Genomic DNA, 13,367 nt, shown 5'->3' on the forward strand with positions numbered 1-13,367 from the left:
CGTGTCGGTGCCGGTCCCGAATCGAGGTGAGGTGGATGGTGACACGCGAGAGTTCTTCGACGCAGGGTGTGCCTTGATCTACCGGAGTTCAGACGTCCGTGTCTTTCGGGTGTCGTGGTGAGGCGTAGACGAGATACACGGTGCGCTTGGCTTGATCGACGAGATAACGTACGCGGCCGCCGGCGGTGACCTCGTACTCCCACTGCGGGTACTCGGTGCCACCTATGGTGCCGGTGGCGAGGCGGCCGCGTAGCCGGTGCCGCCGATCAGGATCGCGCATGGAGGTCGGATCGCTGCGCAGCGCCTCGTAACAGCGTCGGGTGTTGCCTGCAGCCTCGTTGCACAGCTCTGCCCAGCCTTTGGCCGCGTCGTTCGTGGCGAAGCGGAGGCGCCACTCGTCACCGACCGGTGGCGGCGAGACGTCGTCACCGCGTTTCGGACTCACGGGGCAGGCACCTCTCCGTGATCCTCGTCAGGGAGCGGAGCCGTCAGCCGGGCCGTCAGTTCAGGATCCGCGAGGATCCGGGCCGTAGCCCGCCACTCAACGATGACGCGATGCAGGTTGGAATGCACGTCCAGTTCGGCCGTGTCACGAATGGCATCCACGAGTTCGACGACGAACTCGCGCACTTCCGCAGCCGAGAGATGCCGCACCCAGGGAAAAACCTGCGGAAGGACGAGCAGGACGGCGCGTGCGCCCTCGTCACTGCTGATCAGCGCGGTGAACAAGCGCGTGGTGACGTCGGCGGTCTCTTCCCGCTGCCGGTCATGGTGCTCGGTGGTGAGATAGAGGTCCTCGCCATCGCGCCGCGTGACATGGACGCGCTGAGCACGCTCGACGGTCTCGGCGACCCGCTTGGAGTTCTTCGACAGCTCGGAGAACGAGACAACAGGAGTGGACACAACCACAACCATAGTTCGGAATATATTCCGAAGTCAACGGCTGCCACTGCTTCTCGCAATGGGTTGATCGACTCAAGCGGAGGCCCGCCCTATGCGGGGACGGGTAGGCCGAGTGAGGGGCTCCACCGGTTCTGCATCTTCTGGTCGGCGGTGGGCGTCTGCTCGACCCGGCGGCGCTAACCGGATTCGGTCGTTGTCGGAGAGGGCGTAGGCGATGGCGTCCGTGTCGGCGATGACGGAGCCGCCGGAGAGGACCCACGTGGCACGGTCGGCGATCCAGGAGTGGATGAGCCACCCGGCCGGCTCGGTGCCCCTGGCCTGCCCGCGTGCCCGGTATGCGCATGCTGGCCCCGGCCTGACGGCGAGCCGGGCCCGGCGTGCGCGCCGTCCACAGACGCAGAATGCGAGACCCTCGACCGATATGACCGCGGCCTCAGGACGACCGGCAGGCGAGAGCCGGGCATCTCCTGGTTCGGCGGCGTGGCGGTACGGCCGGGACCGGGCGGCGTGTTCCGCCCCGCATCGCGGCCTCCGGCAGTGATGACGGCGGCGAGCACAGTGACGAGCGCTACGGGTATGGGCACCATGGCCAGTGTCTTGATCCACCGCGGACGCCTGACGCCACCGGTGGTGAACTCGGCACCGGGCGTCGGGCCGGGGTCCGTGGCGGCTGCAGGCCGCGCCGCACGGCGAGCAGCGGTGCCGCCGACGGCTCCGGTCGCCGAACCGGGGACAGGGAGCATCGCGGTGCCGGGCTCTGGTGGACGCGCCGTAGTGGCGCCGTCGACTGAGCCCAGTCGACGGGCGAGATCGCCGACCGTGGGACGGTCGGCGGGGTCCTTGACGAGCGCGGCCTCGACCAGGCCGCGGAGGGGTTCCTCCAAAGCGTTGAGCAAGGTCGCCTGCGATATGGCCTGTCGCCCGAATTCATCAGCGTCAGCCCCGGCGAACGGGCTACGGCCGGTCGTCGCATAGCCCATCAGGCAGCCCCAGCCGAAAACGTCGGAAGCGGGACCTGCAAGACCACCGGTGACACGCTCCGGTGCCATCCATTCCGGGCTGTCCGCCGCCGCCTCGATCTCAGCGGACCCGCCTGAGGCGGAACGTTCTTCGGCGATACCGAAGTCGATCAACCGAGGGCCGTCGGCCGCCAGCAGGACATGGCCCGGTTTGAGATCACAGTGGACCAGCCCCGCCTGATGGATGGCGGCGAGTGCCCGGGCGACCGCGGCTGCCAGCGCCCTTACCTGCACGGGCTCCAGCGGGCCGACGTCCTCGACGAAATCCTTCAGCGAGGGTCCCTCAACGTACTCGGTGATGAGGTAGGGCCGGGTCTGGTCGGTACCGTCGACCAGCAACTGGGCCGTGCAGAAGGAAGGAAGACGCCGGGCACAGGTCGCCTCCTTCCGGAGACGGCGCCGTACCTGGGCCTGCCCGGCCTTCTGGACTCGTGCGGTCTTGACGGCCACGAGACCTCCGCGGCCATCACGTGCCAGGTAGACGACGCCCGTCCTACCTGATGCCAGTCTGCCGGCCAGTCGGTGGCCGCCGATCACAGCCGGATCATCGGGCGCCAGCGGTTGCATACCCGGGGGCAGGAGTGCGCGTCCGAGAGCCTCCGGCGTTATATCCACGAGAGCGCCTTCCCGTCGATGACGGACATATGGGCACTAGATAGTGCCAACCCAGCGGAGTCAAACGCAAGCTTTAAGTCACGATCAAGACAAAAACACCACAGCACCTCACGACGCAAACCGTTGATCGTGCAGTCCCCGGCCCGAACTCGGGCAAGTCCCACCATCGACCGCGAACTCCCCGCCCTGACTACCTCGGGGCCTCCGGTAGGTGTGCCCGGTGATGGCAGGAAAATGGTTGGACCAGCAGGGGCGGGACACCTACCGTCTGCGTGCATGGCTCCGGTGAGCACGGTCGATTTCGTTGCCGTCGGTGGTGGCATGCTGGCGGTGACGCACCGGCCGAAGGTGAAGTCTCTGCCTGCGATGAGATCACTCGGTGCGACTCACCTGGTGACCTTGTTGTCCCGGCGTGAGGGCGCGTGGGCGATGGGATCAGCCGCCCGGGCAGCGGGGCTGGAGTGGATCTGGGTTGACCTCGCTAACGCCGACCCGCCGCCGCCGGGACGCTACGGCGAGATGGCCAGGGCCCTGCTCGATATCGCTTCGTTGCTCCGCGAGGGTGCCGCCGTTGTCATCCACTGCTCGGCGGGAATCCACCGAACGGGGATGTTCACCTATGCATTGCTTCGAGCCATGCGGTTCACCAGCAGCGACGCCCGACTGACGCTGGCGCGGCTGCGCGCCCGTACCGCCGACGACGTAGGCGATGAGCGTCTCACGTGGGCTGAACACCTTTGTGTCACGATGGGCTGGCCTTGATCGATCAGCCGGTGATTTCGGCTCGGTAGCCATGTTCCGCCGAACCCCGCCGGGTGCTACCGGCCCCGGCTTGCCTCACAAACCCCAACCAGCGCCGTCTGGTCCGTAACGGTAGAGCTGAGCGGCGGTATGCAGATCCGCGTTCACGTCGTAGGGCCGGTCGTTCCGGTCGGGTAGCCGGGGCAACCTGAGATCAGGCAGTTCGAACCGCGGGTCTGGGGTCTGGAACACCTTGCGCAGCGCGGGGTCGGGAATGCCTACCGGTCCGAGGATCGCGACACGGTCGATCCCGCCCATCGGGTTCGCCCGCAGTTCCCGGCGCAGGCGGTGAGCATGGATGATCCGGCCGACCTGCCAGAGGAAACGAGGCAGGACGCGCTGCTCGCGTAGGGCGATGCCAATCTCGGCGACGGCATCACTATCGGCGGCCGCGGCGGTCAGTGCGCCGAGCGGCCTGCCCGCGTCAGGGATCGCATCGAGCACGGCCGATTCGATCTCGTCTCGGGGCGCGCGCCGGATGATTCTGACCCGGTGCAGTGCGCGCGAGATGGCGATCTGCTCATCGTCGATGAGCGCGAGCACCGCCACCGTCACCACGCGGTTCGGGCCTCCACAGATATAGGCGAGTTCGTAGACATCGAGCTGTGGATGGTCGGCCATGACTACTTCCTCACGGTAAGTGACCTGCGGAATCAGATGACGGGCTGGGCCCTGTGGTTCCGTCGTCCGCTGCGGCGAGGGTGGTCCGTGCCGTGGGTGCGCCGGGATCACCGGGAGGCCGGTGGATCGAAGAGCACGAACTCGGCGCGTACGGTCTTGCCGGTCGTGGTGGGGTGGATGGTGACGCGGGCGAGTTCTTCGGCGATCCAGAGGCCGAAGTGGCCGACTTCGCCGGGGAGGTCTTGGACGGGTAGGTCGGGTGAGGCGTCGGTGACGTCGAGGATGACGGTGGGCTCGGGTTCGGTTCGTACGGTGATGGTGAGGGTGACCGGTGCGTTCCCGTGGGCGATGGCGTTGGTGACGAGTTCGCTGGTGACCAGGATGGCGTCTTCGATGAGGTCGGTGTCCCAGCTGGTCAGGACGGTGGCGACTAGGGTGCGGGCGGTGATGACGGCTGCGGGGTCCTCGTCCAGGCGGCAGGACCACTGCCGTTGTCCGTTCGGGGTCTGGGTGTGGTTCTCGGTGAACATGGCGTGACCTCCATGAGGTGAAGGCCGCGGCGACTGGGCACCTGGTCGCCACGGCGGGGGTGTGTCAGCGGCCTGGGCAGCCGAGAACCTGGATGATGCGGGCGGCGGCGATGTCGAGGTTGTCGACGTGAGCGATCCGAGTGCCGAACGACCAGCGGAACCACCACAACCCCGCCCGATCCGGACCGACCGTGATGTCGTCGTTGAGGGGCGCGGCCGACGGGTTCACCACCCGCACTAACGCGGCCTCCCCCGCCGAGGAGATGACCCGGGCGTACCACCCTTCTCTCCGCAGCCGCTCCGCGAGCGCTTCCAGGTAGTGGATCCGATCCCCCGGTTGAAGATCTGCTCGGGCGTGCTTGCCCGAGACACGGTTTTCGGCCATTTGCCCCCGCTCCGTAGTTGAGTAGTGACAGTATGTGTTCGGTCGTACGGTAGACGACTTCTTCGGACCCAACAAGGTGGGAGCTAAGAAAATGAGTGCATCACTTGTGCTGAGACGACGACTCGCCGGCGAGCTGCGGAGTCTTCGTACGCAGGCCGGGCTGTCTCAGGAGGAGGTCGCTACGTACCTGGAGGTGTCCACCAACAAGATCATCAGGATCGAGAACGCGCAGAGCTCGGTCAGCACGAGCGACCTACGTCAGTTGCTGATGCTGTTCAAGGCCGATGCGGAGACCACCGAACGACTCCTCGACCTGGGCCGCAACGCCCGCAAGCGGGGCGGATGGTGGTCTTCTTATCGCGATCTCTTCCCTGGCCCATATGTCCAGTTGGAGACCGAAGCGTCACTGATACGCAACTACCAGCCAAGCAAGGTGCCGGGCCTGCTTCAGACGCCGGACTATGCACACGCGGTGATAGTCGCTTCCAGCCGCGCCATCCCGTCAGAGGAGGTTGACCGACGCATCGCCGCACGGATGAAACGGCAGGAGCGACTTCGGGATGTCAAGAAGCCGCTCGAACTCAGGATGCTCATCGATGAGGCGGTCCTCCACCGACGTGCCGGAGATCCAAGCATCATGCGTGGTCAGCTGGAGCGCCTCATCGAGGCGGCTGAGCACCCCAGCATCAGCCTGCGCGTACTTCCGTACAAGGCAGGCTTGTATCCGGCGGTCGGCAACCCGTTCGTCATCCTCACCTTCGCGGAGTCCGTCGATCCCGACGTTGTACTCTGCGAGAACCGCGTCGGCGAACGATACTTCCACGACGCCAACGAGGTCGCCGGCTTTCACGCCGACTTCCGACAGATGACCAAGGTCTCCCTCGACGAGGTTGCTTCAGTTACCCTGATCAAAAAGGCGATCAGGGAGACAATCACATGAACATGGGCAGCCCCTCGGTCGAGTGGCGAAAGAGCAGCAGGTCAGACACGGAGGGTAACCAGTGCGTAGAGGTTGCCGTGTTGGATCTTCGATAAGTCACTCTTAGAAGGCGGCTTAGTCCTCGCCTAACGGACTAAAAATGATGCCACCCTGCTGTGCTGTCTGCAGACTTTCGCATCTCGATATTCCTGAGGGTAGGGTAAACGGAGGTCGGCGCGAGACCTGGCATAACACCTAAACGCCGTCGACGGCAAGGATACCTAGTTCTGCAGTGTACCCTCAGGCGGGAAAATTCCCGTGTGGCGGGAAAGCGCAGAACGAGGGCAGCCGCCCCGGCCGGCAACCAGTGCATAGAGGTCGCCGACTTCCACGCGGACTTACAGTAGACGACAGAGTGACCACTGTGGCCGTCCGACTTCGCTCATTTTCTCGATCGCAGCACCCGCTCAGCCGAGCCAAGAGTCGGCGAGCTTACTCGCGTCATCAAGGAACGCATCGAGTTCGGCGTCGGATAGTTGGGCCTCTGCGATCATCCCGGCCAGCAAGAGACCAAAGTGATCGCCTTGCGTTTCGCCGCTAATGTCATCTATATCCTCATCAGTAAACGTGGCCAGGAGAAGGCGCTCCGCTACGCGAGGATCGATAGCTTCTGCAAGCCTCTCGGATCGCGCACGCGCTCTTCCCACGAATTCGATCACGTCCGAACGCTTGCCGTCCGCGAAAGCCCGCTCTGCGGCCGAATAGAATGCCGCAGCAATCAGGGCTCCGCGAGCACGTTTGTTGGTTGGGTCAAGTTGAGCATTGATCCGCTCAAAGCTAGCGGTGTCACCTCTAAGGTACGCCTTGAGGGAAGTCACCTGGTCTGCGGTAACCTTCATTCTGCACTCCTCTCTCGAATCTTATCGCGGCCTCTTCGGAATGCCTCAGCGGCAACTATACCCGCCACAAGAACCGCCGTTGCCGCATTCCCAGGATCGACGCCAGATTGATGCACATCAACTGCTACTGGGCTGTTATCAGCTCTTGTCTCGGCTTGACCGGTTGGCGGCGGCTTAAAAAGGTCACTTACGTCGCCAGCGGTCTTCTCGAGCTGATCGTTGATATCGTCGAGATTATCCTGAATCTTCCCCAGAAATCTATCACTCTTAGTCCTGCGATCCTCATCCCGCTCACCAAGCTCCTCTCCATCTGGGAGATCTCGCAAGCTACCTACGCCATCGGTCCATTCAGATTGTCCCTCCCGAGCCGTCCAGCGGTACTTCCCCTTACTACCTTCAGCCTCGTCGAAGTTCGGCCGGAAAGGATCAATCTTATCTTTGATCGCCTTGTACTCCAGGATGAAGCTGGCGCTCTTCTTTGACTCGCTGTTCAGGTCCTGCGCATTTTCGCTACTTCCGCGCTCATTCGCCGAGCGCTCGGAGCTCGCAGATCGCTGCTGTTCAGAAGCGCCATTCTTTCCGCCGATCGTTTCTTTAGCCGTGCCAGTCGATTGTTCCTTGTCTGCCTCAGCACCTGAAGCCTTGCACCCGCCTTGCTTGTTCTGCTCGACGCCAGACTTCCCAGCAGTGGGCAGAGCGGATTTGTCCTTCGCGGAATCAGAAGCCATCTGATCCGATTCCTGATCGACGTCTTTATTGGCCGCAGCCGCGCCGGCTCTACTCTCAGCTCGAGACGGAAAACCCTCAACACCGGGCCGATCGGGAGGCGGATTCCGAGTCTGGTCGCGCTGCTCGCTGCCGCTTTCGCCAGATGCGTCAGCAGCGCTGGTATCCCGATCAATCGCCATGATCGCCACCTATCAGCCACGGCTGCTCGACGTCCGGGTCGGCTGCGTCCACCAGCGCGGCGAGGCGCGGGCCCTGCGCCATCCCCAGCGCGTCGATCTCTCGATCGAAACGGGCGCGGATGCCCGCCCGGTCGGCGAGGTGGGCGTGGATCACCTTCACGGCGACGCGCGCCCCACCGGACGTCACCGCGAAATAGGCCTTTCCCATGTCCCCTTCGCCGAGCACCCCGTGCAACTCGATATCACCGAGCGTACGAGGGTCGGCTGGCTTGAGGGGGTCCATCGCCACCCGTCCGTCGCCCCGTCGTCGAAGACCGTCACCGCATGCCTGCTCAGACTATTCCGTCGCACCTGTGACGCGTTGTTATCGTCCAAATCCGGCTATCCACCGCACCGCTTTTCGGGCGCGCCGTCGAGAATCGCCCATGAGGTGGGATGGCCGGTTGGCGTACTCTTACCATCTCCCGTACTGAGCCGATGACAAGGATGTCGCGTGCCTGTCGAAGCCCCCACCGATGCCTTCGGAGAGTTCAGGCGCAACCTCGACTACGCGCGGAAGCTCGTCGAGGGTGGCAGGCAGCTCGGACAGCTCAAGGTCGGCGCGTTCGACGTGGACGACCTCTACCGGGCCGCGTGGGTCCAGGCGGTGGCCGCGCTCGGCCACCGCCGTCGCCCGTCCCTCGGCCCGTCGGCCCTGTCCGCCTCCGGAGCGACGGACATCGTCATCAAGGCCCTCGAAGACCGCCTCACGGCACCCGGACGCGAGGAGAGCCGGTGAAGGGATCGGCCGCATGGTGACCGGCGGGCCTCCCGCCGGGTGGTACCCAGACCCCGGTGGGCAGCCGTTCGAACGCTTTTGGGACGGCCGGACCTGGACCGCCGGGACTCGCGCCGCGTCCCCCGGCCGGCCTCCCTCCGCTCCCGTACGTCCGGTGCGGCCGCAGGACGGCCGTCCGGCCGCGTACGGATCGGGCGTGACCGTACCGCCCCGACCGTCCGTCCCTGGCCGTGCCGTGGTGCCGCACCCTGGCGGTCTGCCGCCGAGCGGTTCGATCGAGCGTGGCCCGGTCCGGCCGACACGATCGAACCTGGTGTCGGTCACGATCAGCGTCGTGATGCTGATACCCGCGGCGATCGGGGCGCTGGCGATCGTCGCGCCGATCGCGTACGGGCTGCAGCTCGTCTGGCCGGTCTGGGGAGCGGTGGCCCCGTTCGCCGCCTGGGTGCTCGGCGCGGTGGTGGCGACCTGGCCGCGGGAGACGATCCAGCGCGCCTGGTACGGCTACCGTGACCCGACCGCCGAGGAGCACCGTCGCCTCGCCGAGCCGTCACGCCGCGCGCTGCAGCGGTTGGGAGTCACGGCCGGGCGGTACCGGCTGATGCTCACCGAGTCGGATGGCGTGAACGCGCCCGCCGTCACCGGCCGGACCGTCGTCATGACCTCCTACGCGGTGAACACGCTGCCGGCCGACCGGATGGAGGCGGTGCTGGTCCACGAGCTCGGCCACCACCTCGGCCTCCACGCCGTTCCCGTGGTGTGCTACACGCTTCTGACCCTGCCAGTCCGGGCATTGTGGTGGCTGCTCGCCCGGATCTGGCAGCCCGTACGCCGCATGTGGGCGATCGCGAAACGGTGGCACACGCCGTTCGGTTTCCTGGTGTCGTTCATCTTCACCTTCGCCGTGGCGCTGCTCGTCGTGGTCTTGGCGATCCCCGCCGGCATCGCCTTCGTCGGCGCCACCCTGGCACGCCCGTCCACCGACCGTACGGAGTTCCTGGCCGACGCGGCCGTGGTGGACGTCGGGCTCGGCCCGCAGCTCCTGGCAGCGTTGGAGACCGCCATCGAGGCCGGCCACACCGAGACCGACCGGGTCACGCGTCTGCTCTCCGTCCAGCCCCTCCTCATACGCCGCGCCCAGCGCCTGCGGAGAACACTCGCCGCGTGACGCGATCCGCGCCAGATCCGGGGACCGGCTCGTTACCGTTCGTACATGGAAACGTCGACGCAGCGTAAGCGCGAGAAGGCCCGGAAATACGCCCAGGACCTCGAACGGGATCTCGTCGTGTACCCGGACGATCGCGACGAGATCCTGCTGGAGATGGCGGGGCAATGGGCCGACGCCGGGGAGACCGATCGAGCACTGCAGATCTACGAGAAGGTCGTCGCGACGGCCAGAGACGAGGACGACGCCCAGTACGCCATCGTGGAGAAGATCCACGTGCTGGATGAGCTCGACCGTCAGGACGAGGCGCGTGCCGAGATCGCGCGTCTCGAGAAGAGACGGCCCCTTCCCGGCCCGGCGTCGCTGATGGCGGAGTTCTTCGAAGCCCAAGGGGAGCTGGAGAAGGCTCTCACCTGGTACAACATGGCCTGTCGGGACTTCTTCTCGGAGGAGGGCGAAGACCGCGAGCCGGAGAGCGATTTCTTCGAGCTCGAACTGGCCGGACGGGCACGCGTACGGCAGGCCCTGGGGTTGCCGCTCGACGAGTTCGATCGACGTGCCATCGGCAGGAACACCGAGATGACGCAGGCGACGAAGCGCATCGCACGGCGCGGCCGGCCGTCCCATGGTCCCTCGACCGGCGCCGGGTCGTTCTTCGTCCGTTCCGACGTGAAGCGTGCCTTCGCCGAAGGTCTCGTGCAGGTCGACGGCCCCGAAGACGACGACGTGACGTCCTACTTCCGCCGGGTGGAACGCGGATGGCACAGCACCGTCCGCGAAGGAGGCGTGACCAATCTCGTGATCCTCCCGACGACCGTCGACGACCTTCTGCGATACGGCGAAGAACGCGGACGCGACCCGAGAGACCAGCAGACCCGCATCGACTACCTCCAGGACCGGCTGGACGAAGGAGCCTCCACCCTCCACTGGCCACCGGAGCGCAACCAACCCTGCTGGTGCGATTCCGGCCGCAAATACAAGAAGTGCTGCGGATCACCGACCAACCGATGACCGTGGGCATCCCCGCGTAAGGGAGGAGGTCGGTAACCTCCGGAGGTGTGGCTACTTTTCGGAAAATGGCCGGCCTGACGATCGCGACAGCACTGATCATCACAGGCTGCTATGCCAGGAATAGCAGTCCACCTCCGAAGCAGGACAACCTTGTCAAGACGGTGCGCACTCTTCTGACCGCCTACGACAACCGAGATGAGCGGGCCGTTCTCAAGATGCTCGGCCCGCAGTGGCGGTCAAAGATCTCTGAACAGCTCGCCCGATTCGGTGGACGCCGCCTACGTGACGCACACATAACGGTCACCGAAGACCTGCAGGACTCCTACGTCGTGGACATCGATGCTCCCGACCCTCTTCGGCTGAGAACCGACGCCTTCTGGCAACGGGACAAGAAGCAGTGGGGCTTCAACCCCCTCACTGATTTGACTCGCCTGCCATCGCCTGGAGTTAGCTGACCACTCAGCGCCAAGAACCACGCCGAGGGGCGAAACCCGCGTCCCATCGCCGACCCGTCCTCCCAGTCCTGAAAGCTCGCGGGAAGTCGCCGGTCTTCCTCACTCGTTTCCGTGGCCGAAGAGGGGCGGCGGGCCTGGCCGGTCGTCGTCTCCCGTACCGGATGGGCGACTGCCGGGAGGCGACGGGTTCTGGCGGGACGGGTCTCTGAGTGATCGGGTGGTGCGGGGCACGACCTGGCCTGGCTGTCGGTCCTGATCCTCCGACGGGCGATGGGGGCCGGTCTGGTAGCCGGGTGGTGGGCCGGGGGCGTACGGCAGGGGTTCACGCGGCGGGTCGACGGCCGGCGGGGTGGCCCAGCGCGGCGGGCCGGGCACGGCCGAGGGCTGCCGGGGTGGTGGGTCGGGCAGGGGGGTGGTGGCGACGCGGTCGAGGGTGACGATGGCCGGGTCGCATTCGACGGGAGTGAGTTTCCGGCCGCCTTCGTGGCGGGTCTCGACGAGCAGGAGGGCGTGGTCCGGTAGGTGCTGCAGGCTGACCGGCTCGACCGCGTACTCGTACACCCGCTGGGTGGTGTCCGCGTCGCTCCAGTTGGTGCCGGCCGCGTAGGAGTAGGCGCTGGACCAGTTACGGGACACCGAGCGACTCTCCCCGTGAGTGTCGGTCTCACTGGTGCCGCCGCCCCGCGTACGCGAGTCGCCGGTGTTCGTCGAGCGGTCGGCGAAGAAGCCGAACGGGCCACCGCCGGATCGGGTCGCGCCGGAGGAGCGGGTGGTGCCCCAGTTGGTGGAGGTGCCGATCGAGGTGGACAGGCTGATGGTGTCGGAGTCGCCTTCGCCTTCGGTATCGGACTCGGTGTGGGACTCGTTGCCGCCGACGTTCTTGGTGATCTGGGACAGGACGAACCTGTAGTCGCGGCCGATGAAGTCGGCGGCGCGCGTGGCGTCCTCGTGGTTGCCGAGCCGCATGAACGCGACCGTGCCGCCGCCGATCATCTCGCCGCCGGTCTCGCGGAGCCGCCGGTACAGGAACGTCAGCGGGATGCCACGGCGTTCGCACGCGTCGGAGAGGCGTTCGAGGTGGCGGCGGGCAAGCTCGTCGGCGCCGGCCACCACCACGGACGGACGCGGGCTGCCGGAGGCTGCGACGCGCTGGGTGACCCACTGCACGATCAGGTCGGTGAGCAGTTCCGAGCGGACGTTGCGGGCGTCGCTGTCCAGCGCGATGCACGTCAGGTAGCCGGAGTTGCGGCGCTCGGGCCGAGTGCCGAGCTGTTCGAGCGGGTGGACATACGATTCGATGCGGGACAGGTTGGCGTGCGCCTGACGGCGGTACTCCACACTGAACAACTCGTTGGCGATACGGCGCCGCTCATCCCGGTCCAGGGCCGCCGAGTCGTCGGGCTCGCCCATGAGGGCGCGCAGCGCGGCACCGATGCGGGCGAGGGACACGCCATCCCCCAGCGCCTCACAGACCTTCATGAGGATCCGGTCGTCCATGGCCCGATCGGCTCGCGCGGCATCCGGGGAGCCGCCGTACATCGACTCGACGATCGCGTCCACGAGGCCGCGCGGCTCCAGCCCGGACAGCAGCGTCGAGGCGGCGAGCTGCGCCGGTAGGACCTGGGCGTCGACGTCGATGCCCGCGGCACGCGACAGCGCAGCGAGTTCGCCGCAGACCGTCTCGCGCGACAGGTCGATCACCAGCAGCGGCCCGGTGAACAGCGCCGAGCTGCCGTACGTGGTCAGCAGCGCCTCCCAGCTCCACAGCGTGCCGCCGAACACGTCCAGGCGTGTGCGGGACAGCGGACGCGGCACGGCGCCCCATTCGGGACGGGTGTTCGCCTGATGGTGCTCGGTGCTCTCGTGCCGGTGCCTGCGGGCCTGCCAGTCGCGCATCGCCGCGCCGTACGTCTCCTCGGCACGGCGGCGGGCCGTCTCGTACGCGTCTCGGGCGTTGCGCCAGGAGGTGGCCGCGATGCCGGTGAGCACGACGCCGAATCCCAGGCAGATCAGGGCCAGCACGAACGACCCGAGAGGGATGGACGTCCTGCCCAACGAGTGGTCGCTGACGGAGTAGGCAGAGAACGACGCGAGGATCACGAACCCTGTGACGCTCAGCGGAAGGGTGCGCCGGCGACGCTGGTCGAGGGCCTGCCGCGTGGCGACGACCTGCTGCTGTAGGTACTGCGGCAACTGCTGGGGCTGTGGCGGCGGCTCGGTGAACGGGACGTAGTACGCCCGGCGGTCACGGAAGACCCAGCCCAGCCGCGGGTCCGGAGAGAACAGCAGCGAACGCCGTTCCAGCAGCGACTGACGATCGACGGGCTCGACAGTCATGACCCTGAAACCCCCGTGCCT

The 13,367-nt window shown here is 66.4% G+C and carries 17 protein-coding genes and 1 pseudogene; 8 read left to right on the top strand and 10 right to left on the bottom strand.

Features of this window, described 5'->3' with window-relative positions:
- Window positions 1–88 precede the first annotated feature (88 nt).
- From AB0I04_RS40880 to AB0I04_RS40890, 3 genes are all read right to left on the bottom strand, one after another.
- Entirely contained in the window at window positions 89–445 is a 357-nt protein-coding gene (locus AB0I04_RS40880) for a hypothetical protein (RefSeq protein ID WP_360897587.1), read from the bottom strand.
- The gene (locus AB0I04_RS40885) at window positions 442–915 is read right to left on the bottom strand and encodes a hypothetical protein (RefSeq protein WP_360897589.1); all 474 of its coding nucleotides are present in this window, start codon (window positions 913–915) and stop codon (window positions 442–444) included. Before AB0I04_RS40885 ends, AB0I04_RS40880 begins: the two co-directional genes overlap by 4 nt.
- Before the next feature lie 164 nt (window positions 916–1,079).
- Complete coding sequence (locus AB0I04_RS40890) at window positions 1,080–2,489, bottom strand: serine/threonine-protein kinase (RefSeq protein ID WP_360897591.1); 1,410 nt, start codon at window positions 2,487–2,489, stop codon at window positions 1,080–1,082.
- A 324-nt stretch (window positions 2,490–2,813) separates the two neighbouring features.
- Between AB0I04_RS40890 and AB0I04_RS40895 the strand changes: the two genes are divergently transcribed.
- Window positions 2,814–3,299: a tyrosine-protein phosphatase gene (locus AB0I04_RS40895; RefSeq protein WP_360897593.1), complete on the top strand. Its 486-nt coding sequence runs from the start codon at window positions 2,814–2,816 to the stop codon at window positions 3,297–3,299.
- Window positions 3,300–3,374: 75 nt separating this feature from the next.
- On the opposite strand, the gene AB0I04_RS40900 is transcribed toward AB0I04_RS40895, so the two are convergent.
- From AB0I04_RS40900 to AB0I04_RS40910, 3 genes are all read right to left on the bottom strand, one after another.
- Window positions 3,375–4,070 (bottom strand): TIGR04222 domain-containing membrane protein, encoded by a 696-nt coding sequence (locus AB0I04_RS40900; protein WP_360897595.1) that lies wholly within the window; start codon window positions 4,068–4,070, stop codon window positions 3,375–3,377.
- On the bottom strand, window positions 4,067–4,489 hold the full coding sequence (locus AB0I04_RS40905) for an ATP-binding protein (protein WP_360897597.1): 423 nt from the start codon (window positions 4,487–4,489) through the stop codon (window positions 4,067–4,069). Before AB0I04_RS40905 ends, AB0I04_RS40900 begins: the two co-directional genes overlap by 4 nt.
- 64 nt (window positions 4,490–4,553) lie before the next feature.
- Window positions 4,554–4,874 carry a hypothetical protein gene (locus tag AB0I04_RS40910; protein ID WP_360897599.1) on the bottom strand — a complete coding sequence of 107 codons (321 nt, stop codon included), beginning with the start codon at window positions 4,872–4,874 and terminating at the stop codon, window positions 4,554–4,556.
- Window positions 4,875–4,965: 91 nt separating this feature from the next.
- Between AB0I04_RS40910 and AB0I04_RS40915 the strand changes: the two genes are divergently transcribed.
- Complete coding sequence (locus tag AB0I04_RS40915) at window positions 4,966–5,814, top strand: helix-turn-helix transcriptional regulator (protein WP_360897714.1); 849 nt, start codon at window positions 4,966–4,968, stop codon at window positions 5,812–5,814.
- A gap of 2 nt (window positions 5,815–5,816) precedes the next feature.
- Window positions 5,817–5,909 (top strand): DUF397 domain-containing protein, encoded by a 93-nt coding sequence (locus tag AB0I04_RS40920; RefSeq protein WP_360897716.1) that lies wholly within the window; start codon window positions 5,817–5,819, stop codon window positions 5,907–5,909.
- A 351-nt stretch (window positions 5,910–6,260) separates the two neighbouring features.
- Here the strand turns inward: AB0I04_RS40920 and AB0I04_RS40925 are convergent, their stop codons facing one another.
- From AB0I04_RS40925 to AB0I04_RS40935, 3 genes are read right to left on the bottom strand one after another with little or no spacing between them, the layout of a single operon-like run.
- The gene (locus tag AB0I04_RS40925) at window positions 6,261–6,692 is read right to left on the bottom strand and encodes a hypothetical protein (protein WP_360897601.1); all 432 of its coding nucleotides are present in this window, start codon (window positions 6,690–6,692) and stop codon (window positions 6,261–6,263) included.
- Entirely contained in the window at window positions 6,689–7,600 is a 912-nt protein-coding gene (locus tag AB0I04_RS40930) for a hypothetical protein (RefSeq protein WP_360897603.1), read from the bottom strand. The genes AB0I04_RS40925 and AB0I04_RS40930 overlap by 4 nt, the downstream gene beginning before the upstream one ends.
- Window positions 7,590–7,889, bottom strand: coding sequence for a hypothetical protein (locus AB0I04_RS40935; RefSeq protein ID WP_360897605.1), 300 nt, complete (start codon window positions 7,887–7,889; stop codon window positions 7,590–7,592). The genes AB0I04_RS40930 and AB0I04_RS40935 overlap by 11 nt, the downstream gene beginning before the upstream one ends.
- A gap of 204 nt (window positions 7,890–8,093) precedes the next feature.
- Here AB0I04_RS40935 and AB0I04_RS40940 point away from each other — a divergent pair, with 204 nt between their 5' ends.
- From AB0I04_RS40940 to AB0I04_RS40960, 5 genes and pseudogenes are all read left to right on the top strand, one after another.
- Window positions 8,094–8,378, top strand: a complete 285-nt coding sequence (locus AB0I04_RS40940) for a hypothetical protein (protein WP_360897607.1) — start codon at window positions 8,094–8,096, stop codon at window positions 8,376–8,378.
- A 13-nt stretch (window positions 8,379–8,391) separates the two neighbouring features.
- Window positions 8,392–8,499: pseudogene (locus tag AB0I04_RS40945) on the top strand (DUF2510 domain-containing protein); the annotation flags it as partial.
- Window positions 8,500–8,691: 192 nt separating this feature from the next.
- Window positions 8,692–9,546 carry a M48 family metalloprotease gene (locus tag AB0I04_RS40950; RefSeq protein WP_360897718.1) on the top strand — a complete coding sequence of 285 codons (855 nt, stop codon included), beginning with the start codon at window positions 8,692–8,694 and terminating at the stop codon, window positions 9,544–9,546.
- Between the two features lie 45 nt (window positions 9,547–9,591).
- Window positions 9,592–10,554, top strand: a complete 963-nt coding sequence (locus AB0I04_RS40955) for an SEC-C metal-binding domain-containing protein (RefSeq protein ID WP_360897609.1) — start codon at window positions 9,592–9,594, stop codon at window positions 10,552–10,554.
- Window positions 10,555–10,619: 65 nt separating this feature from the next.
- Window positions 10,620–11,009 (top strand): hypothetical protein, encoded by a 390-nt coding sequence (locus AB0I04_RS40960; protein ID WP_360897610.1) that lies wholly within the window; start codon window positions 10,620–10,622, stop codon window positions 11,007–11,009.
- 99 nt (window positions 11,010–11,108) lie between these two features.
- Here AB0I04_RS40960 and AB0I04_RS40965 read toward each other — a convergent pair whose 3' ends face one another.
- A complete protein-coding gene (locus tag AB0I04_RS40965; RefSeq protein ID WP_360897612.1) occupies window positions 11,109–13,346 on the bottom strand; it encodes a hypothetical protein in 2,238 nt (745 codons plus the stop codon).
- Between the last annotated feature and the right edge of the window lie 21 nt (window positions 13,347–13,367).

The sequence above is a fragment of the Actinoallomurus sp. NPDC050550 genome (assembly GCF_040655075.1).
Classification (GTDB): domain Bacteria; phylum Actinomycetota; class Actinomycetes; order Streptosporangiales; family Streptosporangiaceae; genus Actinoallomurus.

Excerpts from the sequence above, each read along its gene's own strand:
- AB0I04_RS40885 (WP_360897589.1), bottom strand. The coding sequence starts at position 915 with ATGGTTGTGGTTGTGTCCACTCCTGTTGTCTCGTTCTCCGAGCTGTCG.
- AB0I04_RS40890 (WP_360897591.1), bottom strand. The coding sequence starts at position 2,489 with ATGCAACCGCTGGCGCCCGATGATCCGGCTGTGATCGGCGGCCACCGA.
- AB0I04_RS40895 (WP_360897593.1), top strand. The coding sequence starts at position 2,814 with ATGGCTCCGGTGAGCACGGTCGATTTCGTTGCCGTCGGTGGTGGCATG.
- AB0I04_RS40905 (WP_360897597.1), bottom strand. The coding sequence starts at position 4,489 with ATGTTCACCGAGAACCACACCCAGACCCCGAACGGACAACGGCAGTGG.
- AB0I04_RS40910 (WP_360897599.1), bottom strand. The coding sequence starts at position 4,874 with ATGGCCGAAAACCGTGTCTCGGGCAAGCACGCCCGAGCAGATCTTCAA.
- AB0I04_RS40915 (WP_360897714.1), top strand. The coding sequence starts at position 4,966 with ATGAGTGCATCACTTGTGCTGAGACGACGACTCGCCGGCGAGCTGCGG.
- AB0I04_RS40920 (WP_360897716.1), top strand. The coding sequence starts at position 5,817 with ATGGGCAGCCCCTCGGTCGAGTGGCGAAAGAGCAGCAGGTCAGACACG.
- AB0I04_RS40925 (WP_360897601.1), bottom strand. The coding sequence starts at position 6,692 with ATGAAGGTTACCGCAGACCAGGTGACTTCCCTCAAGGCGTACCTTAGA.
- AB0I04_RS40930 (WP_360897603.1), bottom strand. The coding sequence starts at position 7,600 with ATGGCGATTGATCGGGATACCAGCGCTGCTGACGCATCTGGCGAAAGC.
- AB0I04_RS40955 (WP_360897609.1), top strand. The coding sequence starts at position 9,592 with ATGGAAACGTCGACGCAGCGTAAGCGCGAGAAGGCCCGGAAATACGCC.
- AB0I04_RS40960 (WP_360897610.1), top strand. The coding sequence starts at position 10,620 with ATGGCCGGCCTGACGATCGCGACAGCACTGATCATCACAGGCTGCTAT.
- AB0I04_RS40965 (WP_360897612.1), bottom strand. The coding sequence starts at position 13,346 with ATGACTGTCGAGCCCGTCGATCGTCAGTCGCTGCTGGAACGGCGTTCG.